Source organism: Arthrobacter sp. TmtSoilC48, assembly GCF_059739425.1.
The window spans coordinates 2,348,978-2,374,594 of record NZ_AP046049.1 but is presented as its reverse complement, the minus strand read 5'-3'; the positions used below and the strand labels follow the sequence as shown (position 1 = coordinate 2,374,594).

Sequence of the window (25,617 nt, the reverse complement as noted above, 5' to 3'; positions counted from 1 at the left end):
ACTTACAAACCCAAACCGTAACCGCGGTTTGCCCCCTTTCCGGCATAGCCGGCACAACAAGAAAAGGAGCCAACAATGGCTAGCAACGAAGAAATCCTGGCCGGCCTGGCTGAAATCGTCAACGAAGAAACGGGCCTGGCTACCGAAGCCGTCGAGCTGGACAAGTCCTTCACCGAGGACCTGGACATCGACTCCATCTCCATGATGACCATCGTCGTGAACGCCGAAGAGAAGTTCGGCGTACGCATCCCGGACGAAGAGGTCAAGAACCTCAAGACCGTCGGCGACGCCGTCAGCTTCATCGCAAACGCCCAGGCCTAAGCCTGGTACCTGCTGTGCCGGGCCGGGGTGGTTGACCCTGTGCCCGGCACAGCCGCAGTAACGCCCAAAGTTTTTCCTGCCGTCCCCTGCAAAAACCGCAGACGGGATGGCTGATCCGACAGAGAGTGATCGCATGGCACGCAAAGTAGTCATAACCGGTCTGGGGGCCACCACTCCCATCGGCGGCGACGTCCCCACAATGTGGCAGAACGCGCTGAAAGGGGTCTCAGGTGCCCGCACGCTCGAAGACGAGTGGGTGGCCAAGTACGACCTCCCCGTCCACTTTGCTGCCCGGTGCTCGACGCCGGCCCTGGAAGTCCTGAGCCGGGTGGAAGCCAAGCGCATGGACCCATCCACGCAGTTTGGTGTCATCGCTGCCCGGGAGGCATGGGCTGACGCTGGCATCGAAGACATCGACCACGACCGCCTGGCGGTGGCCTTTGCCACGGGTATCGGCGGCGTATGGACGCTCCTTGATGCATGGGACACGCTCAGGGACAAGGGTCCCCGTAGGGTCCTGCCAATGACCGTTCCCATGCTTATGCCCAATGGCGTAGCCGCTGCCGTCAGCCTTGACCTCGGCGCCCGCGCCGGAGCCCACACTCCAGTTTCTGCTTGCGCATCCGGTACCGAGGCGCTGCACCTTGGCTTGGACCTGATCCGCTCGGGCAAGGCCGATGTGGTCATGTGCGGTGGGGCGGAAGCCGCGATTCACCCCATGCCCTTGGCGGCTTTCTCGTCCATGCAGGCACTCTCACGCCGCAATGACGATCCCGAGCGCGCCTCCCGTCCGTACGACGTCGACCGTGACGGCTTTGTCATGGGTGAGGGTGCCGGTGCCCTGGTACTTGAAGCTGAAGAGCACGCGATCGCCCGCGGCGCCCGCATCTATGCTGAGCTTGCCGGAACCTCGGTCACAGCTGACGCCTATCACATCACAGCTCCTGACCCCGAAGGTCTCGGCGCCACCCGCGCACTCAAGGCCGCAATGTTTGACGGCAGGATCCAGGCTGAAGACGTAGTCCACGTCAATGCCCACGCCACCTCCACACCGGTTGGCGACAAGCCCGAGTACACAGCCCTCCGTGCCGCCTTGGGGACCCACGTGGACAACGTGGCGGTCTCTGCCACCAAATCCCAGATGGGGCACCTCCTGGGCGCCTCCGGGGCTGTGGAGGCTGTCCTCACTGTGCTGGCCGTCTATGAGCGCAAGGCACCTGTCACCATCAACCTTGAGAACCAGGATCCCGAGATCCCCCTCGACGTCGTAACCTCCGCCCGTGACCTGCCTTCGGGCGACATCGTCGCGCTGAGCAACTCGTTCGGATTTGGCGGACACAACGCTGTCATCGCCGTCCGCAACGTCTAGGAGCTGCGTCCGCCGGATGCCGTGAGGTGAATGAACGAGAAGGGCCCACCATCAGGTGGGCCCTTCTCTGTTGCTATGGGAATGTTGTGGCGGTCAGGCGTTGCTGCTACCCGACCTGGTGCAGCCACCGGACCGGGGCGCCCTCAGCGGCGTGGCGGAAGGGCTCCAGTTCCTCGTCCCAGGCTTCGCCGAGGGCCAACGACAACTCATGGTAAACGGCCGACGGATCTCCCGCTCCTGACTCATAGGCATAGCGGATGCGATCCTCACTGACCATGATGTTGCCGTGCACATCCGTGACAGCATGGAAGATCCCCAATTCCGGAGTGTGCGACCAGCGGGCCCCGTCCACGCCTTGGCTGGGTTCTTCAGTCACCTCGTACCGCAGATGTGCCCAGCCCCGAAGAGCAGACGCCAACTGGGCACCCGTGCCGGGCGCACCTGTCCAGGACAGTTCGGCACGGAACATTCCGGGCGCAGCTGGCTGAGGGGTCCACTCAAGATCGGTCCGCTTGTCCACGACCGATCCGATGGCCCACTCAACGTGCGGGCACAACGCCGTAGGGGCCGAGTGCACGAAAAGGACACCGCGGGTTGTTGCAACAGACATTCCATCCTCCATAGCTGTAGGTACGTCTTCCCCAACGACCTCTGCAGCGGATGTCTTTCTGTTGCTGCCCGGCCCTGTCATTCTTATGGACCCTGCAGGCTATTCAATTAGCTAAGACTCTTAGATTGTGACACGAAACGAACCCTCAACCCTAAATTGAAGGTTCGGCGGTGGTGCTTTCATTTTGCCGTACCCTTCCCTTTTCCGCCAGTGCGACTCTTTGGGCGTTATGTTCAGGCCCGGGGATGTGCCTGCTGGTAGCTCTTCCGAAGCCTGTCCACGGAAACGTGGGTGTATATCTGGGTTGTGGCGAGGCTACTGTGACCAAGAATTTCCTGCACGGCGCGAAGATCCGCCCCACCATCCAGCAGATGGGTCGCGGCACTATGCCTCAAGGCGTGGGGCCCCGTTGCAGCCGTGTCGCCAAGTGCCTCCAGCAGGACGGCTACAACCGCACGGACTTGGCGTGGGTCAACGCGGTTTCCTCTCACGCCCAGGAACAGAGCCGGCCCGCTCGTGGCAGTCACCAGCGCCGGGCGTCCCCGGCGAAGCCAGTCGTCGATGGCAAGGGCAGCTGGAACTCCGAAAGGAACGGTACGCTCCTTGTTTCCCTTGCCAATGACGCGGAGGGTCCGTCTATCCGGATCCATGTCATCGATGTCCAGCCCGGCAAGCTCCCCAACCCGCACGCCGGTTGCGTACAGCAACTCCACCATCGCTCGATCCCGGATGGCCAGAGGACCTCCATCCGCCGCGGCAGCGTCAAGGCTATCCACGACCCTGAGAATTTGCTGCTGCTGCAGGACTCCAGGCAACGATTTCACGCGTTTAGGAGCCTGCAGCCGAATGGCTGGATCCGTGGCGATGAGTTCCTCCCTCAAAGCCCACTTCGTGAACGACCTGGCCGTGGCAGCCCGGCGGGCGAGGGTGGACCGGGCCATGCCGGCTTCGCTTTGTGCGCCCAACCATCGGCGCAGAGAACCCAACTCCAATTCATCGAGATCGCGTATTCCCTCCTGGACCGCGAATCCGAGAAGGCTGTGCACATCTGCCAGATAGGCGCGGACAGTATGTGCCGACCTCGCGCGTTCACCGCGTAGGTAGCGTTCGAATCCCTCCGCTGCGCTCTTGAGCGATGCCGGCAATAATTCTGCGTCCACCCTTCCAACTTTGCCAGCAACATGGACCGTCGCTGCGTATCAACATGCTTCGCTACTTGTCCGCCCTACGCATTCTTGGTGCGCTTCCAGGCCCCCCGTTCCGAGGACGCGAGTCCCAGCAGTCCCAATCGCCCCAAGCCCGCGCGAACAGTGTCCGGGCTGAGGCCGGCAACTATTGTGAGTTTCTCCACGGAACTTGCCGATCGAAGCGGTAAGGCGTCCAGGAGAATCAGGTCTTCCAAGGACAGGCCATCATGAGGCGCGGCAGGCGAATCCTTCTCGGAGCCGATCACCTCACCGTTCCGACCGGCCAATTCAGCGATTTCTCCAACGTCCGTCACACAGATCGCCCCGCCATCGCGGAGCAGCCTGTGGCACCCAGCCGAATTCGCGCTGTGAATGGATCCCGGGACAGTTGCCACTACCCGCCCTATGCTCTCGGCGTGATGGGCCGTGTTCAGTGCGCCTGAGCGCCATCGTGCTTCCACCACCACCGTGACAGCCGCCAGCGCAGCGATGAGGCGGTTTCGCTGCAGGAACCGGTACCTTGTAGGGGCAGATCCGGGTGGCACCTCGGAAATCACCGCTCCTTGGTTGGCCACAGCACGAAGCAGATCCTCGTTCCCGGAAGGATAGAAGCGGTCCACTCCCCCAGCCATGACTGCAATGGTCGGTACGTTTGCGACCCCGCCACGGAGGGCCCCACGGTGGGCGTGGGCGTCAATGCCATAGGCTCCACCGGAAACTACGCAGTATCCACGTTGGGCCAAGCCGTAGGCAAGGTCCCCCGTCACAGATGCTCCGTAGCTGGTGCTGTCCCTGGACCCCACCAGCGCGATGGTCTGCCGGGTTGAGGGAAGGGGTTGCTCGTGTCCGCGCCACCACAGGCACAAAGGCTCCTGAAGGCCGAGGTCCGACAATTGCCCTGGCCATAGCTCGTCGCCGGGAACGATCAGGCGGCCACCGAGCCTCTTCATCGTCTCCAGGTCACGGTCCGGTGCAAGGTCCGGAACACGTGGAGCCCACCGTCGCTTGCTGGCCGTGAGCCCCGGCCAGGAAGCCGGGCCTCCGCTTTCGGTCAGTAAGGTGGAAATTTCCTGTTCCAGGCGTGGGCCGACAGCGAGTTCGCCGGTCGCGATACCCAGCGCGTCAACAGCTCCAACAGCATGAACCAAGGCGAGCCCCACGGAATCCTGTGGTTCCATCAGACGCGCCAGTGCTGCCCGTGCAAGCCTTTCCTTTTCCTGTTTCCCCAACACGACTGCGCTTGTGCGTTCCGTTGCCAGTTCGTCCTTCGTCACGTTGTCCTTCATGTCGTCGCCGTTGCTTGCCGGAGGCCGAGAGCTTGTCCGATGTGGTCTGCAGTGGGAACCCTGCTATGGTCCAGGTCTGCCAGCGTCCACGCCAAGCGAAGGACGCGGTCGTATCCCCGGGCAGTGAGAATGCCTCGCTCCAAGGCCGTGTCCAGGATGCGGGTGGTGCCCTGTGCCAGCCTCAGTTCCCCACGAAGGGTGCGTCCCGGTACTTGGGAATTGGTCTCAATGCCGAACGCCCCCAGGCGCTCGGCCTGCCTCAGCCTCGCAGCCAGTACCCGTCCTGCAACGGCGTCCGTTCGCTCTTCGGTACCTGCTTGTCCAAAATCGGCAAGGGACACGCGTTCCACTTGGAGTTGTATGTCGACGCGGTCCAGGAGAGGACCAGATATTCGGCCGAAGTACCGCCGCCGCATTATTGCGGTGCAGGTACAGTCCATCCCCTTGCCCGAGGCTTTGCCGCAGGGGCAAGGATTGGCTGCCAGTACCAGTTGAAACCGAGCGGGGTAAGCTGCCGTTCCCGCCGAACGGTGAATGACCAGCTCGCCGCTCTCCAAGGGTTGCCGCAGGGCATCCAGGACGCGTCGTTCATACTCGGGAGCCTCGTCCAGGAAGAGGACCCCACGGTGTGCCCTCGAGGCAGCGCCCGGACGGGGAAGCCCCGAGCCTCCGCCGATGATGGCAGCTGAAGTAGCACTGTGGTGGGGATTCTCAAACGGCGGCCTCCGGAGCAATGTTCCGGTTGATGAGCGGACCGCCGCCAGGGAGTGGATGGCAGTAACCTCCATTGCCGCCTTGTCCGCCAGGTCCGGCAAGAGTCCTGGCAAACGCTCTGCGAGCATCGTCTTACCGGCACCCGGTGGACCGGTCAGGAGCATATGGTGGCTACCTGCCGCTGCGACTTCCAGGGCGCGCCGGGCCTCCGATTGCCCCGAAACGTCGGAAAGATCGGGCACGATGCCCTCCGCGTCATCATTTTCATCCCCGGGATCAGCACCGGGCGGGTCGTAGTCCAGGGCGAGTTCCTTGGGGTCCGCACCGAAGTCGTACGCCAGCCGGGCAAGAGTCCGGTATCCCCTGACGCGAGCCCCCGGCACCAAAGTTGCCTCCGCGACGTTTGCTTCTGCTACGACAATCTCCGGATACCCCGCCTGGACGGCAGCCATCACGGCCGGGAGGATGCCCCTCACCGGCCGAAGCCGGCCGTCCAAACCGAGCTCGGCAATGAAGACTGTTCCATCGATCGAACGAATGTCCTCCGCAGCACGGAGAACAGCCATGGTGATGGCGAGGTCAAAGCCCGAACCACGTTTGGGCAAGGATGCTGGAATGAGATTGGCGGTGATCTTCCTCCGGCTCAGAGGAATTCCCGAGTTCTGTGCCGCGGAGCGTATTCGTTCTTTGGCTTCGTTTAATGCGGCATCCGGGAGGCCCAGGATCACGAAAGCGGGAAGCGTCTGGCCGATGTCGGCTTCTACCTCGACGATGTAGCCGTTGAGGCCAACGAGGGCAATGCAGTAGCTGCGTCCGACCCCCATCAGCCAACACCCCTCAGGTGTTCCAGCTGGGGGTCTCCGATGCCGTCATGGATGACCGACACCACGTCCACACGTCTTTGCGGAGCATTCAGTTCATGCTCCCGGCACCACGATGACGCGAGCCGGTGCAGGCGTGCCAGCTTGGCTGGACCCACGGCTTCAAACGGATGTCCGTAATCCAGGCTGCTGCGGGTCTTTACCTCCGCGACCACCAGGGTGTCGCCCTCCAACGCCACGATGTCGATTTCACCGTCGGCGCACCGCCAATTTCGATCGACGATCCGCATGCCCTGGCCTTCCAGGAATCCTGCGGCCAAAGCCTCGCCGTTACGGCCAAGAATGTCTTTTGCCCTCATGAGCACCACCTCCGCTACCCAGCTTTCACGCTGGCAGCGGTCGGTGACAGACAGTCCCGGCGCTATGTGGGTAAACCCGTCACATCACCGTCTTGTGGAGGAAGAGTTATGCGGAAGCGGGGCTAATTCCCGAGATCGCCCAGATCTCCCAGGCCGCCATCCTTGGGCAACGCAAGGTCTTCATTGCGTGGAAGTTCCTCGACGTTGACGTCCTTGAACGTTATTACCCGGACATTTTTCACGAAGCGGGCTGAACGATAAACATCCCAAACCCACGCATCCTGCAGGGTTAGATCGAAATAGACTTCGCCGTCTGCGCTGCGGGCTTGCAAATCAACATGGTTGGCAAGGTAGAAACGCCGCTCAGTTTCGACAACGTAGCTGAACAAACCGACAACGTCCCGGTATTCACGGTAGAGCTGCAGCTCCATGTCGGTTTCATAGTTCTCAAGGTCCTCGGCGCTCATAGTTCCATCTTGCACCATCTGCCGCGCACCGGACGCCATCAGCAGGACACACGCTGCCAAGCAAGCAGTCAGACAACGTCCGGCCCGGTGAGGTTCCAGCTTGTCCGGTGATAGGCACTGGGACCCTGCAGCCTGATCACTTCGCGATGGGCTGCGGTGGCGTAACCCTTGTTTTCGTTCCAGCCGTACGCCGGTACTTCAGAGTGGAGATCAACCATGATCCGATCGCGAGCTACTTTTGCCAAAACACTGGCAGCAGCCACGCTGAGACAGCTCATGTCTGCCTTTACCTTCGTGTGGACCGGAGCTTCACACCAGGGTCCTGTGGGTGCGGTGTCGAACAGTGAAGCTTGAACTTCCGGAGAAAGCCAGTTGTGGCTGCCGTCCAACAACACGACGTCGGGCGTGATGCCACGGGCCAGAATCTCACACCACGCCCGCGTTCCCGCCAGGCGCAGGGCAGCTATGATACCCACCTCATCGATTTCGCGGGCGGACGCATGTCCAACTGCGGACGCTACAGCCCAGTCACGGACCAAAGGCTCCAACCTGTCGCGATCCTCGGGCTTGAGCAATTTGCTGTCCCTGACATCGGCCAGAAGGGCGTGGTCCTGAAGATTGACCACTGCGATTCCCACACTCACGGGGCCAGCCAGGGCTCCCCTGCCAACCTCGTCCACACCTGCCAGCAGTCGAACCCGGGGAGACAGGAAGGAACGCTCGACGTCCAGGGTTGGAACGTCGGTCGGTGTCTTGGTTTTCAGCCGGGTGCTTCCCATGGCCGTTACTTTCCTGACGTGGCCGCGGGAACGTTCTTGAAGACATCCGGGTAATTGTCCAGCACCGTCCACCGGTTGACGGGCCAGGCGATGACCGTGGCCTTGCCTTCAACGTCCTCGATATTAATGAAACCACCATTGACTTCCTGGTGCGCCCGGGAATCGGCCGAGTGGTTGCGGTTGTCTCCCATCACCCAGACTTTGCCCTCTGGAACGACGATGTCAAACGGGTTGGGCTGGGGCACTTCCGCGGGATTGATGTATGTTTCGTCCACTGGCTTGCCATTGATGCTGACCCGACCCTGCGCGTCACAGCAGGAAACATGATCGCCCGGAAGCCCAATCACGCGCTTGACCAGGTGCTGCTCATTGTCGTCGGCTGCCAACCCGACGAATTCCAAAGTGTCGCCTACCCAATCAAGGGGTCCCGCCGGTTTCTTCAGAACTGCGGGCAGCCAACCTTGCGAATCCTTGAAAACCACGACGTCGCCCCGTTCCAAGGCGAAGGGCTCCGGCACCAGCAGATTGATGAAGATGCGGTCATTCACGTCCAAGGTGCTTTCCATGGATTCAGAAGGAATGTAGAACGCACGGAAAAGGAAGGTCTTGATAAGGAAGGAGAGCACTACGGCAATGGCCACGACCGTGACGATTTCCTTCAGCCATCCAAGGACAGGGTTCCTGTGAGGCTTTTCGCCCTCTTCGGATTCGTTGCCGGTATCGTCAGCAGCGTCAGCGACCGGGCTGGGCTCAGCCACTCCGGCCACGCCAGCCGTTCCGTCCGAGAGCCGCGCGTCGTCGTCGTGCCGCTCGGGATTCTCGGGAACTTTGTCCGGCATTTATTGTCCGTTCTTTGATGGTTCGGCCTGCGCGGAGCGAGGCACCTCTGCAAATCTATCAAGGGGCCAGATAATCTGGACCGGTCTGCCGATCACCCGGTCAAGCGGGACCATTCCCCCACCGGGCGCTCCCAGCAGTCCGCGGGAATCAGCAGAGCGGGATCGGTGGTCGCCCATCAGCCAGAGCCGGCCCTCGGGGACTACGACGTCGAACTTCTGTTTGCTGGGTTCGTCTCCGGGATAAACATAGGGTTCCTCAAGTACCTGACCGTTCACTGTGAGGCGGCCGTCGGGGGAGCAGCACTGAACGTGGTCACCCGGAACCCCAATAACCCGCTTCACATATGTGGTGTCGCTTCCCGTGAGCCCGAACCACTGGCTTGCTGCAGCAGCCGCATCAACAAGGGGACCCTTACCGCTGCTGAGCGGGGCGAACGACCCACGCCCATCAAAGACAACCACGTCTCCACGCTGGATGGGCCCGGCGGTGAACGCCGTCCGCGAAACCAGGATCCTGTCCCCCGTGCCCAGCAACGGCTCCATGGACTCGGAAGGAATGTAGTAGACGTCGATCCACAAAGAGCGGACCAGGCCACTGATTGCGACGGCAAGGACCAATGCCAGCAAAACAAAACGCCAGCCCTGTTTCCGGGGCTGGCGTTCTGATGTGTCCATGACTCGTATCCCTGTTGCGTTGCGGATTGCTCCGGAACAAACCGGGCACGGATCCTGGACCCGTTGCGTAAGTCGTGGACTTACTTCGCGAAGTCGCGCTTTTCCTTGATCTTCGCAGCCTTACCGCGCAGTGCGCGCATGTAGTAAAGCTTGGCACGACGGACGTCACCCTTGGTGACGACCTCGATCTTGTCGATGATCGGGGAGTGTACCGGGAAGGTACGCTCTACGCCGACGCCGAAGGAAACCTTGCGCACGGTGAAGGTTTCACGAACGCCGTCACCCTGGCGGCCCAGGACGAAGCCCTGGAATACCTGGACACGGGAGTTCTTGCCTTCGATGATGTTGACGTGAACCTTGAGGGTGTCACCCGCGCGGAACTCGGGAACATCGTTACGCAGCGAGGCTGCATCTACGCTATCGAGGATATGCATTAATCCACTCCTGGTGAACGCCACAGGTCATCCACTTTGGGTTACGGCGGACAAGCCCGCGGCACAAAGCCACCGGAAATCTCCGCCGAAGTTTCTTAGTGTCCGATTCCGCCACTGATTGGCGGCACCGGGTTGTCCGGCTGTTGGCTTCGCTCCCCCTGTGGCAGGTGCTGGCCCAGCAGACACAAGGGTTAATTCTGCCACATGCCCCGGCATCGGGCCAACTATGCTGACTCGCAATGCCCGGGGGCAGGCAGCGGGTCCGCTATGTCGCACTGCTTTCCGTGCGGCGGCGCAGGCGACCATCCACGACGTCGTAACCCAGGTCCGCGAGTGCGTTGCGGTCCGCACGACTCAACTGACCGGCGTCGAAGTGGTCAAGGAGGTCCGGACGGCGCTCGGCAGTGCGACGGAACTGTTCGTGACGCCGCCACTGCGCGATTTTTCCGTGATTGCCGCTGAGCAGGACCGGAGGCACTTCGTGGTCCCGCCATGAGGACGGCTTGGTATACACCGGATACTCCAGCAGGCCGTCCGAGTGGGATTCCTCAACGAGCGATTCGGGATTGCCCACCACGCCTGGAAGCAAACGACCGATGGCTTCCACCATGGCCAGGACAGCAACTTCGCCGCCATTGAGTACGTAGTCGCCAAGGCTGACAGGCCGCACTGTGAAGTGCTCGTGGGCCCAGTCGATGACGCGCTCGTCAATTCCCTCGTACCGCCCGCAGGCAAAGACCAGCTGTTCCTCTTCGGCGAGCTCATAGGCAAGGGCCTGGGTGAACCTTTCCCCTGCCGGCGAAGGCACGATCAGCACAGGCTTGGTGCCCTCACGAACCGCGGCGACCGACTCGAGCGCCTGCGCCCACGGCTCGGGCTTCATCACCATGCCGGCGCCGCCCCCGTAAGGAGTGTCGTCCACGGTCCGGTGCTTGTCAGTGGTGAACGTCCGGAGGTCGTGGACGTTAAGTTCCAGGAGCCCATCCTGGCGTGCCTTGCCTATCAGCGAAAGTTCAAGCGGGGCAAGGTACTCCGGGAAGATGCTGACGACATCGATCCTCATTCAGGCATCATCCCCGGCGCCGTCCCTGGACTCCCCGGCCGTGTCATCGTTGATTTCGAAGAGACCAGCAGGCGGTGTGATGAGAATGAAGCCGTCCTCGATGTTGACCTCAGGCACGATCTCATCGACGAAGGGAACCAGGATTTCCTTCCCTTCCTCCGTCTTAATGGTCAACAGGTCCTGGACCGGCAGTGTGGTCAGAGCGGCAACTTTGCCCACAACCTGTGAGCCAACCCGCGCCTCCAACCCTACGAGTTCGTGCTCATACCAGCCTTCGTCGTCTTCGTCATCGAGTTCTTCGGTTTCGATGAAAAGCTTCGCACCACGGATGGCCTCGGCGGCGTTGCGATCTGCAATCTCTTCGAAGCCCAGCAGGAGGATGTCTTTGTTCCATCTGGCGCTTCGGATGGTCAGCGGGCCCGCAGAGGCCGGCTCGACGACGAATTCGGTTCCAGCGACGAAGCGCTCGGAGGGGGCGTCGGTGAGCACTTGCACCGTCACCTCGCCGCGTATGCCATGGGGTTTGCCGATCCGGGCCACCTGGAGCTGCATGGGTTCCTCTGAATTCTCGTTGTGCCCGCGCTGCCGGGCAGCAGCGGAAGTGAAATGATCGATAAAGCAATCCGGCCCCTCCACCATATTCGGTGAAGGGGCCGGATCTAAGACAAGTATTGCTGAGCGCGTTACCGGCGACGATCGGTGTCGACGACGTCGACCCTGACCTGCTCGCCACCTGCCAGGGCTGCAACCACAGTGCGCAATGCGCGTGCGGTACGTCCCTGACGGCCGATCACCCGTCCGAGGTCCTCCTGGTGAACACGCACCTCAAGGGATTCCCCGCGGCGGTTGTTCCTGGCACTGACCTTGACATCCTCAGGGCTGTCAACGATCCCACGGACCAAGTGCTCGAGCGCTTCTGCCAGCAATTTACTCAGCCTCGGTGGTCTCTGCTTCAGCCTCGGCCGGAGCTTCGGCTTCGTCCTTCTTGGCCTTCTTGGTGATGGCTTCCGGAATGATGACGGAACCCTTCTCCGGGGCTACGAAGGCTTCCTTCGGAGCTTTGGTCTTCAGGATGCCTTCCTGGCCCGGCAGGCCCTTGAACTTCTGCCAGTCACCGGTGATCTTAAGGATCGCGGCAACCTGCTCGGTCGGCTGGGCGCCAACGGAAAGCCAGTACTGGGCGCGCTCGGAAGCGACTTCGATGTACGACGGCTCTTCGGTGGGGTGGTACTTGCCGATTTCTTCAATGGCACGGCCATCGCGCTTGGCGCGGGCATCCATGACGACAATGCGGTAGTACGGTGCGCGCATCTTACCGAAGCGCTTAAGGCGAATCTTTACGGCCACTTTTGTGGTCACTCCTGTTTCTGAAACGGGGTTGAACCCGACGTTCTGCACCCGTGGGGCGGGCCATACTTGGGGGTTCGAAAGGACAAGATTTGGGCACGGAGAGAGGGGCCGCGCCAATCAAGTACCTGACCATTGTGCCAGATGCGGGAAGTAATTACGACTTTCGCCACTCCCGGCCCCAACGGTCAGACAGACCAGACGTAGAGCCCTGACCGCTCCGCTTTTTCCACGTCAGTAGCCAAGGAGGCCAACTGCTGCACGTACTGACGCGATTCGTCCGCGCCAAAAGGCATGTCTTCCTGCGCTGCCCACGCCGCAGCGACGTCGTCAAGAACGTTCCCGTCGCCTTCGCTTTCGTACGTCAGCAGCTCGGCAAGTGCCCTCACCATCGCCTCTGGAACACCAAGGAGTGCGTCGCTGGTGACGTCCACCAACGCCAGTTCGTAGTCTGCGCCGGCAGCATGAACGGCTTTGCCGGCAAGGTCACCCAGTTGCTCGACCTCAAAGTCGGTGATGCCATCAATCCTGACGGCGGGGCCGGTAACGTCGGCGCCCCGGTCCAGGGCAGCCGCCCTCTTGAGGGCTTCATCGTGGGTGGCTACAAAAATTTCGGCAAAGCCCATGGAGAGTGCTCTCATTCGTTCGTGCTGACGGGGCGGCGGCAAGGGCCCGGGGGCGAATACCGTCAAGACCCAGCCTAGTGCAGTCCCGGCCCCTGCCCTCGAAAAGGCAGTGGGAGGTTGCTTAGCGAACTGCCACGCGCAGCGTGTTGCGCCAGGGGTCTTCGAACTGCAACTCCAGGCCCGTATGGTGGTTCGCCACGGACGCAACTTTCAGCCGGTCAGCCAGTGCGGCGACATCCTCGGCAGATGGAACCTCGATCAGGACTTCGCCCAGGCCCAGCGTATCCCTGCGGGGCCCGGCCCCACGGCTGTTCCATACGTTCATCGCCATATGGTGGTGGTAGCCGCCCGCAGAAACAAACAATGCCTGCCCATGCCAGCCCGCTGTCCTCTCAAAACCCAGCGTGTCCACATAAAAATCCTGGGCGGTCTGCACGTCACCTACCTGAAGGTGCACGTGCCCGACGCCGGCAGCGGCTTCCCGCTGGCCAGTCACGGCAGCCTCGCTCAAGTGCTGCTGGAGGAAACGCTGCGGCGGCAAGGCAACATTGTCCATCACCACATTCCTGCCATCCCACTGCCAGACATCGCGCGGCTTGTCGTAGTAGAGCTCGATACCGTTACCCTCCGGATCGGTGAAGTAGAACGCTTCACTCACCAAATGGTCGGCGCTGCCCACAAAGGCGCGCGGTTCATACTGTGCCGCCGTGGCGATGGTGGCTGCCAGGGAAGGCTGGTCCTGGAACAGAATGGCGGTATGGAAAAGTCCCGCTTCCCCACGGCCTGGAATCTGCAGGCCGGCCGCGGGAGCGAGGTGGACTACAGGCTTGCCCAGTCGTCCCAGGTACAGCCCGCCATCCTGCTCGGCCACGATCTCCAAGCCCAAGGCCCGCTGATAGTAGTCACTCATGACCTTCATATCGCCGACCTTGAGCATGACCGTGCCCATCGTGAGTTCGGCAGGAAGGAGATCCTGGTTGGATGTCGTCGTCATGTGAAGCTCCCGGTTCATAGGTGGCCGCCCTTCGGCACGTTCTACCTATCTAAATCACTTGAAGCTTCAATTTATTCCTAGTAGACCACTTTCCCGCGAAGGACTACATGGTTCAGGCTTGCCACAGTTGCGAGGTTCTCCCTGGGATCATCCCGGCACAGCACGACGTCGGCACTTGCCCCTTCGCTGATGGCCTCGGCTCCCAGCCACTCCCGTGCGCCCCACGTGGCGGCGTCCAGTACGGCAGTGGCTGGCAGGCCGGCGTCGTAAAGCTCCTGCATTTCATCAGCGATCCTGCCGTGCTTGATCACGCTCCCTGCATCCGTTCCCGCGTAGATGCGAACACCGGCTTCAAAGGCCTCGAGCACCCGTTCACGGCGTCGCTCCCAGAGCCGGGTCATGTGCTCGGCGTAGACTGGAAACTTAGGTGCGGCCTGGACGGCGATATCCGGAAAAGTCGCGATGTTTACCAACGTAGGAACAATCGGGACAGACTGCTCCACCAGACGGGGAATGTGCCGGGGCAAAAGGCCGGTGGCGTGCTCAATGCAGTCAATCCCGGCGTCGAGCATGTCATCAATAGTGTCTTCAGCGAAGCAGTGGGCCGTCACGCTGGCCCCTTCGTCGTGGGCGGCAGAAATCGCATCCCGCACCACGTTCCGAGGGAAGGAAACCGCGAGGTCGCCGGCACCGCGATCGATCCAGTCGCCCACGAGTTTCACCCAACCGTCCCCATCCCGGGCTTCCTTGCGGACTGTCTCCACGAGTTCGCCGGGCTCCACTTCGTGACCCAATCCACGCAGGTAACGCCGGCTCCGGGCGATGTGGCGCCCGGCACGAAGCAGCCTCGGGAGATCCTCCCGCCGCTGAACCCAGCGTGTATCGCTTGGCGAGCCGGCGTCACGGATCAACAACGTGCCGGATTTCAGGTCGGCTTGGGCCTGGGCAAGGGTTGTCTGCTCATCAACTGCCCCGCCGACGCCAAGTCCAATGTGGCAATGGGCGTCCACAAACCCAGGGAGGACCCATCCCTCCAGTATGGAATCGGGTGCGGCAACGGGACGTTCGAACGTCAGGTTGCCATCAACGGACCACAGCCCGTGCCGTTGGTCGTCTCCTGCAACAAGCACAGGACCGGTGAATTCGATGATGTTGGCCATGGCAAAAGCCTAATCTGCCCTGCATGACACAGGTTTACCGACGGGTCTGCGTTTGGATCATGACTGGGCCCCGGATCGGAGCTGTGGTAGCTTCGTCTACGACCACACGGGGGCCCCTGCAGGGGCTGAGATCGGACTGAAGCAGTCTGCGACCGTTGAACCTGTCCGGGTAATGCCGGCGAAGGAAGTGAGTAATCCTTTGAGCACCACCGAAACACAGCACAGCCCTGCCGAAAACCAGGCCAACAGCAGCGAAAAGGCGGCTGAAACCGTCACGCAGTCGCTGAAGTCCCATTCGCTGGCCTGGCTGGAAGACCCCGCCAACGGCATTCGCGTCCCCGTCACGGAAATCGCGCTTGAACCGTCCCCCAACGGGGAGGCAAACGCTCCGCTGCAGGTGTACCGGACCGCGGGGCCCGGCAGTGATCCCGTAGTGGGCCTGGAGCCCTTCCGGGCCGCATGGATTGAGGGCCGGGGCGACACGGAAGCCTACTCCGGCCGCGAACGGAACCTGCTCGACGACGGCAAATCGGCCGTCCGCCGAGGCGCAGCGTCGGCAGAGTGGAAGGGCGCGCAGCCGGTGCCCCGCCGCGCCGTCGAAGGCAAGACCGTCACCCAGATGCACTACGCCAGGAAGGGCATCATCACGCCTGAAATGCAGTTCGTGGCGTTGCGTGAGAACTGCGATGTTGAACTCGTCAGGAGTGAAGTCGCCGCAGGCCGGGCCATCATTCCCAACAACATCAACCACCCGGAATCCGAGCCGATGATCATCGGCAAGGCATTCCTGGTCAAGATCAATGCCAACATCGGCAACTCCGCCGTCACGAGCTCCATTGCCGAAGAGGTAGACAAGCTGCAGTGGGCCACCCAATGGGGTGCCGACACCGTTATGGACCTGTCCACCGGCGATGACATCCACACCACGCGTGAGTGGATCATCCGCAACTCCCCCGTGCCCATCGGAACTGTCCCGATCTACCAGGCCCTGGAAAAGGTCAACGGCGAGGCCAATAAACTCACGTGGGAGATCTTCCGCGACACTGTGATCGAGCAGTGCGAGCAGGGTGTGGACTACATGACCATCCACGCCGGCGTGCTGCTTCGGTACGTGCCGCTGACAGCCAACCGCGTCACCGGCATCGTGTCCCGCGGCGGTTCGATCATGGCGGGTTGGTGCCTGGCGCACCACCAGGAAAACTTCCTCTACACGCACTTCGATGAGCTGTGCGAAATCTTCGCCAAGTACGATGTCGCCTTCTCCCTCGGTGACGGGCTGCGCCCGGGCGCCACGGCAGATGCCAATGACGCCGCACAGTTCGCCGAGTTGGACACGCTCGCCGAACTGACCCAGCGGGCATGGGAATTTGATGTCCAGGTAATGGTTGAAGGACCCGGGCATATTCCCTTCCACTTGGTCCGCGAGAATGTGGAGCGCCAACAGGAACTCTGCAAAGGTGCCCCCTTCTATACCTTGGGACCGCTTGTCACGGACGTTGCTCCCGGCTATGACCACATCACCTCGGCAATCGGTGCCACAGAAATCGCCCGCTACGGCACCGCCATGCTCTGCTACGTAACTCCCAAGGAGCACCTGGGGCTGCCAAACAAGGACGATGTCAAGACCGGTGTGATCACGTACAAGATCGCAGCGCACGCGGCGGACCTCGCCAAGGGACACCCGGGCGCCAACGAACGCGACGATGCTCTGTCCAAGGCCAGGTTCGAGTTCCGTTGGCGGGACCAGTTCGCACTGTCCCTGGACCCGGTCACCGCCGAGGCATTCCACGACGAAACACTGCCAGCGGAACCGGCGAAGACCGCGCACTTCTGCTCGATGTGCGGACCCAAATTCTGCTCGATGCGTATCAGCCAGGACATCAGGGACGAGTTCGGTTCGGCCGACGCGCAGGCAGCTATTGCGGGGATATACGACGGCATGCGGGAAAAGAGCGAAGAATTCCTGGCTTCAGGTGGCAAGGTGTACCTGCCTGAGCTGCAGCTTCCCTCTACCCACGCGGCCGGAGCGTCAGGAAACCTTAACTGACCTCGTCCGGACAACATCGGCCACAAATGAGCGGATAATCCGGTCTCCATCAACCGAGTCCTGGGGCCGGTGCCCTCCAGCTGCTACGCGGCGGAGGGCACCGGTGTCCTCCAGGTACCCGGCGATTTCTTCGTACAGGGGTTCCCACCCGCCCGTAAGGACGAGGGTAGGCACGCCGGGAACGATGTGAAGGGGCGCCTCCCAAGGAGGCGCCTGAAGCCGGAGGCGACGTGCGGAACGGCGGGCTTCGGGCGTGTCCAGCCCGCTGGCTTCGGCCGAAAATGCACGCCTGAAGTACTCGCGTTCGTAGTCGGCATCCTCAACCTGGTTCCGCACGTCAAACAACGGCTCCATGAGCGAACGATGGAATGTGGTGGCAGGCAGTTCGGCGGTCAAGGATAAACAGGCCGGTTCAACCAGTGTCAGGGAGTGCACCAGGTCCGGGCGTTCAACTGCTGCGAGCATGGCAGAGATTGCACCTTGCTCATGCGCCACGACGTGCCCGCCCCCGGCATCCTCCAGCGAAGCAACGACGATGCCGATATCCGCAGCGACGTCCGATTCCAGGGGTTCAGCGACTGGATCGAAGCCGTGCCGGCGGAGGAAAAGTGCGTCATATGACAGGGCCATGCCGTGCTGCCTGGGCCATGCCGAGGCGCCAAAGCTCCCCAGTCCGTGGACGAAGACTACGCGCTGCTTGTGCATGGATTCACCCTAGTCCAGAGCCCTGACATCGCCGCCCAAAAACAGTTGGCGCCGTTATGTGCATTCATAACGGCGCCAACTGTCACAGTGTTGAGTCGGAGGTTCCGGGTTACTTGCCCAGGAACTTCTCGAAGCCCTTGGGGAGGTTCAGCGTGGACGGATCGAAGTCCGCAGCGCCCTGACCGAACGCCGCTCCTGTAGGAGCTGCCGAGGCCGCGTTGGCACGTTTGGCTTCGGCCTCCCGGAGTTCCTGGGCTGCCTTTGCCGGGTTGCCGGAGCGCGCCTTCTTCTTGGGAGCGTTCTTGGCACCCTTGCGGCCGCCACCGGGGCCACCCATTCCAGGCATGCCCGGCATGCCCGGCATGCCGCCCTGGGCCATCTTCTTCATCATTTTCTGGGCCTGGGCGAAGCGCTCCAGGAGGCCGTTGACCTCGGAGACGTGCACACCTGAACCCTTTGCTATGCGGGCCCGGCGGGAGCCGTTGATGATTTTGGGAGCCACGCGCTCGTGCGGCGTCATGGACCTGACGATCGCTTCGACGCGATCGATTTCGCGTTCGTCGAAGTTCTCCAGTTGCTGGCGGATGTTTTGGGCACCCGGCATCATCATGAGCATCTTCTTCATGGAACCCATATTGCGGATCTGCTGCATCTGGGCCAGGAAATCGTCCAGGGTGAAGTCTTCCTGGTCGGCGAACTTCTTCGCCATCCGGGCAGCTTCGTCCTTGTCCCAGGCCTTTTCAGCCTGTTCGATCAAGGTCAGGACGTCACCCATGTCCAGGATGCGCGAAGCCATACGATCCGGGTGGAAGAGCTCGAAGTCGTCCAGACCTTCACCGGTGGACGCGAACATGACCGGCTTACCCGTGACGGACGCAACCGAAAGTGCGGCACCACCGCGGGCATCGCCGTCGAGCTTGGACAACACGATGCCGGTGAAGTTAACGCCGTTGTCGAACGCCATGGCCGTGTTGACGGCATCCTGGCCGATCATGGAGTCGATCACGAAGAGCACTTCGTTCGGGATGATCGCCTGGCGGATCCGGCGTGCCTGATCCATCATCTCGGCGTCGACGCCAAGGCGTCCGGCGGTGTCAACGATCACGACGTCGTGCAGCTTCTGGCGTGCTTCCGCCACACCGGCGCTGGCAACCGCCACCGGGTCACCGGCCGGGTGCTCCAACTCCGAGGTGGCTCCGGGGTGAGGCGCAAAGACAGGAACGCCTGCCCGCTGGCCGACAACCTGGAGCTGCGTCACGGCGTTGGGCCGTTGGAGGTCGCAAGCTACAAGGATGGGGCTGTGGCCTTGGGCCTTCAGCCACTTGGCGAGCTTGCCGGCAAGGGTGGTCTTACCGGCACCCTGGAGGCCGGCAAGCATGATGATCGTGGGGCCGGTCTTGGCCATCCGGATACGCCGGGTTTCACCGCCGAGGATCTCCACGAGTTCCTCGTTGACAATCTTGACGATCTGCTGGCTCGGGTTCAGCGCACCCGACACCTCAGCACCCAGAGCCCGCTCGCGGATCCGCGAGGTAAATTCGCGGACCACCGAAACGGCAACATCCGCGTCCAACAGGGCGCGGCGGATCTCCCGGACGGTGGCGTCGACATCAGCCTCGGAGAGGCGGCCCTTGCCACGGAGGTTCTTGAAGGTTGCTGTCAACCGGTCAGAGAGTGAATTGAACACGCGCCGTGCACTTCTTTCGATGGTCTGCGATTGGCGGCCAATGCGGCACGCCAGAGTCTTGACTTAATCCTGCCCCAACAAATTTGCCTCAACCCCAACAAATCTGCGCCAATCAGGGGACTCGACTATCTAGGGTACCAAGTCGCACCTGCAAGATGGCATGCTGGCACAGTGACCAGCAAAACAACTGTGAAAACGTTGCTCATCCTCGGTGCATCCGGGGACCTTACGGGAAGGCTGCTCCTCCCCGGACTTGCAGGGCTTATCGCCACGGGCAGGGCGCCCGGTTTGCGGCTGGTGGGCGCGGGGTCGGACCCCTGGTCGCCGGAACAATGGCAGGAGAGGGTCAATGGCGCATTTGCGGCTGCGTCAAAGGCAGCCGATGCGGGCGGGCGTAATGCCTTGGCAAACGTGGCCGAATCCACCGAGTACCACCAGTTGGACGTCACGGTCGACGGCCCGCTGGCAGACCTCCTGGCACGCTTGGAGGGACCCATCGCCATCTACTTCGCCCTGCCGCCCCACGTTAGCCAGAAGGCATGCGAGGTCCTGCGGCGCGGGCAATTGCCAGCCGGCACGCGCCTGGTGTTGGAAAAGCCCTTCGGCTCGGGCAGTGAATCTGCACGCGAACTCAACCAAACGCTGGCCACGCTGGTCCCGGAGGACCACATCCACCGCGTTGACCACTTCCTGGGCAAGGCCACAGTCCTGAACATTCTTGGCTTGCGCTTTGCCAACCGGTTCCTTGAGCCAGTGTGGAACCGCGACCACATTGAAAAGGTGGAAATCGTCTTCGACGAGGACCTGGCACTTGAAGGACGGGCCCGCTACTACGACGGCGCTGGTGCCTTGCGTGACATGATCCAAAGCCATTTGCTGCACATCATGGCGTTTATCGCGATCGATGCACCAGCCAGCATCGATGAACGTGATCTCCGTGATGCCGTGGCCACGGTCTTGAGGGCCAGCAGCGTCAAGGCCCCCTACCGCGAGTCAACCCGGCGGGCACGCTATGCGGCAGGAACCCTCGGCGAACGCACAGTGCCGGACTACACCGCCGAGGAAGGCGTTGATCCTGCCCGCAATACCGAGACGCTTGCCGAGGTGCGGGTGGACATCGATAACTGGCGCTGGAAGGGCGTTCCCTTCCTTTTGCGTTCCGGCAAAGCCATAGGGCGCCGGCGGAAGGAAGCGGTGATCACTTTCCGTCCCGTACCGCACCTGCCCACGGGGTTCTCCGGCGTGGACTCCCCCAACCAGCTGCGGATTGGATTCGGTCCGGATGTCCTCCAACTCGACGTCGATGTGAACGGCCCCGGGGACATCTTCACCTTGGACCGCGCCAGCCTCGTGACCGAGCTCAACGAGCCGGGCATGCTGCCATACGGCGAAGTCCTTGAGGGCATCGTCACCGGCGATCCCCTGCTTTCAGTCCGGGGCGACACCGCCGAGGATTGCTGGCGAATCATAGAGCCGGTCCTCCGGGCATGGGAGCGGGACACCGTCCCGTTGGATGAATACGACGCCGGTAGCGCCGGACCCGCGGACTGGCCTACCGCCGTCGCGCCTTAACGCAACGCGGGGTCACTTAGGGCCCATAAATGGCCTCACCACGGGCCGTAAGTGACCCCGCGTTGCTTCAGCAGGCCGGGGACGCAGAAGGCGGGCCGGGTACCTTTACTGGTACCCGGCCCGCCTTGTGTATGAACCTGGTTTCAGGACCTAGATGGCGGCTGAGCCGCGCTCACCGGTCCGAACCCGAACTGCTTCGTAAACATCCACGGTCCAGACCTTGCCGTCTCCGGCACGTCCTGTGTTGGAGCTGGCGATGAGGACATCCAGGATGTCATCTGCCTGCTCGTCCGTGGCAAGAACCTCGATGCGGATCTTGGGCAGCAGGTCCACGTTGTACTCGGCGCCGCGGTACACCTCGGTGTAGCCGCGCTGCCGGCCGTAGCCGCTTGCCGCGCTGACCGTCAAACCCTGGACCCCGTACGCTTCCAGGCCTTCCCGGACTGCTTCGAGCTTTTCCGGGCGGACGATCGCTGTAATGAGCTTCATGCCTGGACACTCTCCTTGCCTTCGGCGGCAGCTTTCTCTTCAGACTTGCCCGTAACGAGGTCGTGCAGCGGCTGGAAGCTTCCGCCGTGGCCACCGACGCCGAATTCGTAGGCAGTCTCGGCGTGGAGGCTGAGGTCGACACCCACGCTCTCCTGCTCGGTGGAGACCCGGAAGCCCATGGTCTTGTGGATTGCGAAGGCAATGATGGCCGTCATGATTGCCGAGAAGGCAATTGCGACGCCGGCAGCTGCGAGCTGTGCCCACATCTGCGTCATGCCGCCACCGTAGAAGAGGCCACCGCCAACGCCGTCGACAGGAAGGGCGATGAAACCAAGAGCCACGGTGCCGATGATGCCCGACACGAGGTGGACGCCGACAACATCCAGGGAGTCATCGAAGCCCCAGCGGAACTTCAGGCCGACTGCCAGGGCTGAAGCGACACCGGCTACAACACCGAGTCCAAGGGCACCCACCGGGCTGACATTGGCGCAAGCGGGAGTGATGGCAACCAGGCCGGCGACCACACCGGAAGCTGCACCCAATGAGGTCGGGTGGCCATCGCGGATGCGTTCGGTGACGAGCCAGGCGATCATGGCTGCGGCGGGGGCCGCCAGAGTGTTGATCCAGATCAGGCCGGCCTGCTCAGCAGTGGCTGCCGCACCGCCGTTGAAGCCGAACCAACCGAACCAGAGGATGGCTGCACCGAGCATGACGAACGGGATGTTGTGCGGGCGGTGGTTCGGGTCCTTGCCGAAGCCGCGGCGGTTACCGATGATCAGAACGAGGACGAGTGCTGCAACACCGGCGTTGATGTGCACCACGGTGCCGCCTGCGAAGTCGATGGCCGGGCCAAGGGCCTTGCCGATCGCGCCTTCGGGGCCGAACAGGCCGCCGCCCCAGACCATGTAGGCAAGCGGGCAGTAGACCAGGGTGACCCAAACGGGAACGAACAGGCTCCAGGCGCCGAACTTGGCGCGGTCTGCGATGGCGCCGCTGATAAGGGCTACCGTGATGATGGCGAAGGTGGCCGCGTAGCCGACCTTGATCAAACCATCGGGTGTGGTGATACCTTCAAGGCCGAAGGTGGCAAACGGATTGCCCACGATCTCCATGAAGCCTTCGCCTGAGCTCATCGATGCGCCCCACAGCACCCAGACCACACCCACGATGCCGATGGAGATGAAGCTCATCATCATCATGTTCAGGGCTGCCTTGGCGCGGGTCATGCCGCCGTAGAAGAATGCCAAACCGGGAGTCATGAACAGCACGAGTGCCGCCGCCACCATGACCCATACGTGACCTGCGGTAAGTTCCATGGTGCACGTTCCTCTCTTGCTAGATCTGCGGTTCAACCGCCGTCCTGACGCCGTTTTGCGTCCTGCTTAAGATTTTTGTGCCGCCGTGTTTCGCCTGCGCAGGTTTTACATTGCGGGCTCGTTACAACAACCTCCCCAACGTAAATGGTGCATATCACCGTTGTTACGGATATGTTTCATGCGTCACACTTCCCCGCAAATACCCAGAATTGAAGGACCCGCACCGCATGACTGAGTCGCCCAGATCCGTTGAAGATCCAAGGATCCGGCGGGAGAAGGAACCGCTGCCCCGCGACATCAAGGTGATGTTGGCGGCAGCGTTCCTAATTGCGCTGGGCTTCGGGCTTGTAGCGCCGGTGCTCCCCCAATTCGCCACCACCTTCGACGTTGGCGCCACCGCCGCCGCCGTCATTGTCAGCATCTTCGCTTTCATGCGATTGGTTTTCGCCCCGGCGGGGGGCTCACTCATCGGACGCTTCGGTGAGCGGAACGTGTACGTATCCGGCCTCTTGATCGTTGCCGTTTCCACTGCCGCCTGTGCGTTCGCCCAGAATTACTGGCAGCTGCTGATTTTCCGGGGCCTTGGGGGTGCGGGTTCCGTAATGTTCACAGTCGCCGCCATGGGGCTGCTCATCCGTCTGGCACCGCCGGAACGCAGGGGACGCGTATCAGGTGCGTACGCATCGGCCTTTCTGATAGGCAGCGTCCTGGGGCCGGTTGTCGGTGGCCTCCTGGCAGGCTTCGGGCTTCGGGTACCGTTCCTTGCCTATGCGGGAGCTTTGCTCCTTGCGGCGCTGGTTGTCCGCACCATGCTTAGCGGCGAGGGTAACCCCGGTCAGGATGCCACCCCCTCTCCGCCCATGACATTGAAGGAGGCGCTGGCCGACTCAGCGTACCGGGCGGCTGTCTTTTCCAGCTTCGGAAATGGTTGGGTCACCTTTGGCGTCCGGATGGCTACCATCCCGCTCTTTGCCGTCGCGGCGCTTCAGTCGCGGCCTGAGACGGCGGCGTGGGCATTGGCCGTCTTTGCCGTGGGCAACGCCACCGCTTTGACCTTCTCCGGGCGACTCGCCGATGCGTGGGGCAGGAAGCCCCTGCTCGTTCCGGGTCTTGTCATCACTGGCCTCGCCACCGGTGTCATCGGATTAACCACAGACCTTCCCGCATTTTTCGCGGCTTCCGCTGTGGCGGGCTTTGGTTCCGGCTTGCTGGGCCCGGCGCAGCAGGCTGCTGTCGCTGATGTCATTGGCCGGGGACGCTCCGGCGGCAAAGTACTGGCGGTCTTCCAGATGGCCGCAGACACCGGTGCCATCATCGGCCCCGTCGTAGCCGGGATCCTCGCCGACCGCTTCGGCTACGGGCTCGCCTTCGCTGTCACCGGCGGAGTTCTGCTGCTCACCGCCGCTGCGTGGCTGGTGGCGCGGGAACCCCTTAAAAGCAAAAACTGACCGGCAGGCAGCGATTGCCCTCACTGAGGACCACCGCTGCCGGCCAGCCAGCGTGGAGACTTTGGTTGAACGGGAACTAGTTAAGCAGGGCGTCCACAAAGCCCTCCGCTTCGAACGGCGCGAGGTCGTCCGGACCTTCGCCGAGACCGATGAGCTTGACAGGCACACCCAGCGACTTCTGGATGGCGACCACAATGCCGCCCTTGGCCGTGCCATCCAATTTGGTCAGCACAATACCTGTGATGTTGACCACCTCGGCAAAAACCCGTGCCTGGTTCAGGCCGTTCTGACCAGTGGTGGCGTCAAGGACCAGCAGGACCTCGTCCACTTCAGCCAGTTTCTCGATCACGCGCTTGACCTTGCCGAGTTCGTCCATGAGGCCGGTCTTGTTCTGCAGGCGGCCAGCTGTATCCACCATGACGACGTCCACCTCCTGGTCGATGCCCGCTTTGACGGCTTCGTAGGCAACCGAGGCGGGGTCGGCGCCGTCGATGTCGGACTTGACGGTGGGTACGCCTACACGCTGGCCCCACGTGGCCAATTGCTCAGCAGCTGCGGCGCGGAAAGTGTCCGCTGCACCAAGCAGCACGTCCTTGTCCTCGGCCACGAGCACGCGCGCCAGTTTGCCGACGGTAGTGGTCTTGCCCACGCCGTTGACACCAACAACAAGCACGACGGCGGGTCGGTCACCCTTGCGCTCGACGTTGAGGGAACGGTCCATCGTGGGATCCACGAGCTTGATGAGTTCTTCGCGGAGCATGGCTTTGACATCCTCCGGACTGCGGGTGCCCAGCACTTTAACGCGTTCCCGGAGGGCATCGACCAACTGCATGGTGGGCTCGGTGCCGAGGTCGGCCAAGAGCAGGGTCTCCTCAACCTCGTCCCACACGTTCTCGTCGATTTTGTCCCCGGACAGCAGAGCCAGCAGACCCTTGCCCAGAATATTGTTCGATTTCACCAAACGGGCGCGAAGGCGGGTCAGGCGGCCTTCCACAGGCGCCGGCGTCTCTACAGCGATGGTCTCCAACCCGGCTGCATCATCCGGTACATCAGCACCTTCGACTCTTTCGTCGAAGGTAGGGGCAGGGGGTGCTGTTACGGCATCCGGCCGATCCTCCACAAGGGTTCCGCTGCCTGCAGCCGATGACTTAACAGGGTCATTGGCGTCCCGCGTTCCAGGGTAGTTGGCACCGGACTTCCGGGCCTTCATCAGTACCGGCACCAGCCCGCCGACCACGACGAGCGCAGCGACAATGGACAGAATTATGGGTAGGAAATCGTTCACTCCCCTACCTTCTCATA

27 protein-coding genes and 1 riboswitch are annotated in these 25,617 nt (G+C 62.2%); of the genes, 5 read left to right on the top strand and 22 right to left on the bottom strand.

Annotated elements, in window-relative coordinates:
- Positions 1-75 precede the first annotated feature (75 nt).
- Positions 76-321, top strand: coding sequence for an acyl carrier protein (locus AC6I97_RS11160; RefSeq protein WP_011692310.1), 246 nt, complete (start codon positions 76-78; stop codon positions 319-321).
- Between the two features lie 133 nt (positions 322-454).
- Positions 455-1,690 carry a beta-ketoacyl-[acyl-carrier-protein] synthase family protein gene (locus AC6I97_RS11155; protein ID WP_224164572.1) on the top strand — a complete coding sequence of 412 codons (1,236 nt, stop codon included), beginning with the start codon at positions 455-457 and terminating at the stop codon, positions 1,688-1,690.
- Between the two features lie 106 nt (positions 1,691-1,796).
- Here the strand turns inward: AC6I97_RS11155 and AC6I97_RS11150 are convergent, their stop codons facing one another.
- From AC6I97_RS11150 to AC6I97_RS11070, 17 genes are all read right to left on the bottom strand, one after another.
- The gene (locus AC6I97_RS11150) at positions 1,797-2,300 is read right to left on the bottom strand and encodes a DUF3145 domain-containing protein (protein ID WP_309931327.1); all 504 of its coding nucleotides are present in this window, start codon (positions 2,298-2,300) and stop codon (positions 1,797-1,799) included.
- 233 nt (positions 2,301-2,533) lie between these two features.
- A complete protein-coding gene (locus AC6I97_RS11145; RefSeq protein ID WP_497944900.1) occupies positions 2,534-3,460 on the bottom strand; it encodes a tyrosine recombinase XerC in 927 nt (308 codons plus the stop codon).
- A 65-nt stretch (positions 3,461-3,525) separates the two neighbouring features.
- Positions 3,526-4,773, bottom strand: a complete 1,248-nt coding sequence (gene dprA, locus AC6I97_RS11140; protein WP_396133572.1) for a DNA-processing protein DprA — start codon at positions 4,771-4,773, stop codon at positions 3,526-3,528.
- Entirely contained in the window at positions 4,770-6,311 is a 1,542-nt protein-coding gene (locus AC6I97_RS11135; protein ID WP_224164576.1) for a YifB family Mg chelatase-like AAA ATPase, read from the bottom strand. Before AC6I97_RS11135 ends, dprA begins: the two co-directional genes overlap by 4 nt.
- Positions 6,311-6,676 carry a YraN family protein gene (locus tag AC6I97_RS11130; RefSeq protein WP_224090765.1) on the bottom strand — a complete coding sequence of 122 codons (366 nt, stop codon included), beginning with the start codon at positions 6,674-6,676 and terminating at the stop codon, positions 6,311-6,313. Before AC6I97_RS11130 ends, AC6I97_RS11135 begins: the two co-directional genes overlap by 1 nt.
- Before the next feature lie 113 nt (positions 6,677-6,789).
- Positions 6,790-7,134: a DUF2469 domain-containing protein gene (locus AC6I97_RS11125; protein ID WP_216923842.1), complete on the bottom strand. Its 345-nt coding sequence runs from the start codon at positions 7,132-7,134 to the stop codon at positions 6,790-6,792.
- Between the two features lie 68 nt (positions 7,135-7,202).
- The gene (gene rnhB / locus AC6I97_RS11120; protein WP_497944899.1) at positions 7,203-7,913 is read right to left on the bottom strand and encodes a ribonuclease HII; all 711 of its coding nucleotides are present in this window, start codon (positions 7,911-7,913) and stop codon (positions 7,203-7,205) included.
- Positions 7,914-7,918: 5 nt separating this feature from the next.
- On the bottom strand, positions 7,919-8,752 hold the full coding sequence (lepB, locus tag AC6I97_RS11115) for a signal peptidase I (RefSeq protein ID WP_497944898.1): 834 nt from the start codon (positions 8,750-8,752) through the stop codon (positions 7,919-7,921).
- The gene (gene lepB, locus AC6I97_RS11110; RefSeq protein ID WP_224090770.1) at positions 8,753-9,427 is read right to left on the bottom strand and encodes a signal peptidase I; all 675 of its coding nucleotides are present in this window, start codon (positions 9,425-9,427) and stop codon (positions 8,753-8,755) included. It lies immediately after the preceding gene.
- An 80-nt stretch (positions 9,428-9,507) separates the two neighbouring features.
- A complete protein-coding gene (gene rplS / locus AC6I97_RS11105) occupies positions 9,508-9,861 on the bottom strand; it encodes a 50S ribosomal protein L19 (protein ID WP_014922079.1) in 354 nt (117 codons plus the stop codon).
- 265 nt (positions 9,862-10,126) lie between these two features.
- Positions 10,127-10,924, bottom strand: coding sequence for a tRNA (guanosine(37)-N1)-methyltransferase TrmD (trmD, locus tag AC6I97_RS11100; RefSeq protein WP_224090779.1), 798 nt, complete (start codon positions 10,922-10,924; stop codon positions 10,127-10,129).
- The gene (rimM, locus tag AC6I97_RS11095; RefSeq protein WP_224090781.1) at positions 10,925-11,476 is read right to left on the bottom strand and encodes a ribosome maturation factor RimM; all 552 of its coding nucleotides are present in this window, start codon (positions 11,474-11,476) and stop codon (positions 10,925-10,927) included.
- A 131-nt stretch (positions 11,477-11,607) separates the two neighbouring features.
- Positions 11,608-11,850, bottom strand: a complete 243-nt coding sequence (locus AC6I97_RS11090) for an RNA-binding protein (RefSeq protein ID WP_144659985.1) — start codon at positions 11,848-11,850, stop codon at positions 11,608-11,610.
- Between the two features lies 1 nt (position 11,851).
- Complete coding sequence (gene rpsP / locus AC6I97_RS11085; RefSeq protein ID WP_497944897.1) at positions 11,852-12,271, bottom strand: 30S ribosomal protein S16; 420 nt, start codon at positions 12,269-12,271, stop codon at positions 11,852-11,854.
- Positions 12,272-12,459: 188 nt separating this feature from the next.
- Positions 12,460-12,912, bottom strand: a complete 453-nt coding sequence (locus AC6I97_RS11080; RefSeq protein ID WP_309931313.1) for a hypothetical protein — start codon at positions 12,910-12,912, stop codon at positions 12,460-12,462.
- Positions 12,913-13,018: 106 nt separating this feature from the next.
- Complete coding sequence (locus tag AC6I97_RS11075) at positions 13,019-13,891, bottom strand: VOC family protein (RefSeq protein ID WP_497944896.1); 873 nt, start codon at positions 13,889-13,891, stop codon at positions 13,019-13,021.
- Positions 13,892-13,968: 77 nt separating this feature from the next.
- Complete coding sequence (locus AC6I97_RS11070) at positions 13,969-15,051, bottom strand: amidohydrolase family protein (protein ID WP_497944895.1); 1,083 nt, start codon at positions 15,049-15,051, stop codon at positions 13,969-13,971.
- Between the two features lie 96 nt (positions 15,052-15,147).
- Positions 15,148-15,255: riboswitch (TPP riboswitch) on the top strand.
- Here AC6I97_RS11070 and thiC point away from each other — a divergent pair.
- Positions 15,251-17,098, top strand: a complete 1,848-nt coding sequence (thiC, locus tag AC6I97_RS11065) for a phosphomethylpyrimidine synthase ThiC (RefSeq protein ID WP_276573606.1) — start codon at positions 15,251-15,253, stop codon at positions 17,096-17,098. Its footprint overlaps the riboswitch before it by 5 nt.
- Here the strand turns inward: thiC and AC6I97_RS11060 are convergent.
- Both AC6I97_RS11060 and ffh read right to left on the bottom strand, forming a co-directional pair.
- Positions 17,081-17,803 (bottom strand): alpha/beta fold hydrolase, encoded by a 723-nt coding sequence (locus AC6I97_RS11060; protein ID WP_497944894.1) that lies wholly within the window; start codon positions 17,801-17,803, stop codon positions 17,081-17,083. The two genes, thiC and AC6I97_RS11060, sit on opposite strands and share 18 nt — an antisense overlap.
- A gap of 109 nt (positions 17,804-17,912) precedes the next feature.
- Positions 17,913-19,490: a signal recognition particle protein gene (gene ffh / locus AC6I97_RS11055; RefSeq protein ID WP_224164583.1), complete on the bottom strand. Its 1,578-nt coding sequence runs from the start codon at positions 19,488-19,490 to the stop codon at positions 17,913-17,915.
- Positions 19,491-19,661: 171 nt separating this feature from the next.
- Here ffh and AC6I97_RS11050 point away from each other — a divergent pair, with 171 nt between their 5' ends.
- The gene (locus tag AC6I97_RS11050) at positions 19,662-21,062 is read left to right on the top strand and encodes a glucose-6-phosphate dehydrogenase (protein ID WP_497944893.1); all 1,401 of its coding nucleotides are present in this window, start codon (positions 19,662-19,664) and stop codon (positions 21,060-21,062) included.
- 150 nt (positions 21,063-21,212) lie between these two features.
- Here AC6I97_RS11050 and AC6I97_RS11045 read toward each other — a convergent pair whose 3' ends face one another.
- Both AC6I97_RS11045 and AC6I97_RS11040 read right to left on the bottom strand, forming a co-directional pair.
- Entirely contained in the window at positions 21,213-21,551 is a 339-nt protein-coding gene (locus AC6I97_RS11045) for a P-II family nitrogen regulator (protein ID WP_223933265.1), read from the bottom strand.
- A complete protein-coding gene (locus AC6I97_RS11040) occupies positions 21,548-22,867 on the bottom strand; it encodes an ammonium transporter (protein WP_224164585.1) in 1,320 nt (439 codons plus the stop codon). Before AC6I97_RS11040 ends, AC6I97_RS11045 begins: the two co-directional genes overlap by 4 nt.
- Positions 22,868-23,094: 227 nt before the next feature.
- On the opposite strand from AC6I97_RS11040, the gene AC6I97_RS11035 reads away from it, so the two are divergent.
- Positions 23,095-24,315 carry an MFS transporter gene (locus AC6I97_RS11035; RefSeq protein ID WP_497944892.1) on the top strand — a complete coding sequence of 407 codons (1,221 nt, stop codon included), beginning with the start codon at positions 23,095-23,097 and terminating at the stop codon, positions 24,313-24,315.
- 76 nt (positions 24,316-24,391) lie between these two features.
- On the opposite strand, the gene ftsY is transcribed toward AC6I97_RS11035, so the two are convergent.
- Positions 24,392-25,600: a signal recognition particle-docking protein FtsY gene (gene ftsY, locus AC6I97_RS11030; protein WP_224090795.1), complete on the bottom strand. Its 1,209-nt coding sequence runs from the start codon at positions 25,598-25,600 to the stop codon at positions 24,392-24,394.
- Positions 25,601-25,617: the final 17 nt, after the last annotated feature.

What these genes read in the sequence shown, in the direction of transcription:
- rnhB (WP_497944899.1), bottom strand. Translation starts at nt 7,913, where the DNA reads ATGGGAAGCACCCGGCTGAAAACCAAGACACCGACCGACGTTCCAACC.
- AC6I97_RS11125 (WP_216923842.1), bottom strand. Translation starts at nt 7,134, where the DNA reads ATGAGCGCCGAGGACCTTGAGAACTATGAAACCGACATGGAGCTGCAG.
- dprA (WP_396133572.1), bottom strand. Translation starts at nt 4,773, where the DNA reads ATGAAGGACAACGTGACGAAGGACGAACTGGCAACGGAACGCACAAGC.
- AC6I97_RS11070 (WP_497944895.1), bottom strand. Translation starts at nt 15,051, where the DNA reads ATGGCCAACATCATCGAATTCACCGGTCCTGTGCTTGTTGCAGGAGAC.
- trmD (WP_224090779.1), bottom strand. Translation starts at nt 10,924, where the DNA reads ATGAGGATCGATGTCGTCAGCATCTTCCCGGAGTACCTTGCCCCGCTT.
- rimM (WP_224090781.1), bottom strand. Translation starts at nt 11,476, where the DNA reads ATGCAGCTCCAGGTGGCCCGGATCGGCAAACCCCATGGCATACGCGGC.
- lepB (WP_224090770.1), bottom strand. Translation starts at nt 9,427, where the DNA reads ATGGACACATCAGAACGCCAGCCCCGGAAACAGGGCTGGCGTTTTGTT.
- AC6I97_RS11135 (WP_224164576.1), bottom strand. Translation starts at nt 6,311, where the DNA reads ATGGGGGTCGGACGCAGCTACTGCATTGCCCTCGTTGGCCTCAACGGC.
- lepB (WP_497944898.1), bottom strand. Translation starts at nt 8,752, where the DNA reads ATGCCGGACAAAGTTCCCGAGAATCCCGAGCGGCACGACGACGACGCG.
- AC6I97_RS11150 (WP_309931327.1), bottom strand. Translation starts at nt 2,300, where the DNA reads ATGTCTGTTGCAACAACCCGCGGTGTCCTTTTCGTGCACTCGGCCCCT.
- AC6I97_RS11080 (WP_309931313.1), bottom strand. Translation starts at nt 12,912, where the DNA reads ATGAGAGCACTCTCCATGGGCTTTGCCGAAATTTTTGTAGCCACCCAC.
- AC6I97_RS11075 (WP_497944896.1), bottom strand. Translation starts at nt 13,891, where the DNA reads ATGACGACGACATCCAACCAGGATCTCCTTCCTGCCGAACTCACGATG.
- AC6I97_RS11035 (WP_497944892.1), top strand. Translation starts at nt 23,095, where the DNA reads ATGACTGAGTCGCCCAGATCCGTTGAAGATCCAAGGATCCGGCGGGAG.
- AC6I97_RS11060 (WP_497944894.1), bottom strand. Translation starts at nt 17,803, where the DNA reads ATGCACAAGCAGCGCGTAGTCTTCGTCCACGGACTGGGGAGCTTTGGC.
- AC6I97_RS11040 (WP_224164585.1), bottom strand. Translation starts at nt 22,867, where the DNA reads ATGGAACTTACCGCAGGTCACGTATGGGTCATGGTGGCGGCGGCACTC.
- AC6I97_RS11155 (WP_224164572.1), top strand. Translation starts at nt 455, where the DNA reads ATGGCACGCAAAGTAGTCATAACCGGTCTGGGGGCCACCACTCCCATC.
- AC6I97_RS11045 (WP_223933265.1), bottom strand. Translation starts at nt 21,551, where the DNA reads ATGAAGCTCATTACAGCGATCGTCCGCCCGGAAAAGCTCGAAGCAGTC.
- AC6I97_RS11160 (WP_011692310.1), top strand. Translation starts at nt 76, where the DNA reads ATGGCTAGCAACGAAGAAATCCTGGCCGGCCTGGCTGAAATCGTCAAC.
- rplS (WP_014922079.1), bottom strand. Translation starts at nt 9,861, where the DNA reads ATGCATATCCTCGATAGCGTAGATGCAGCCTCGCTGCGTAACGATGTT.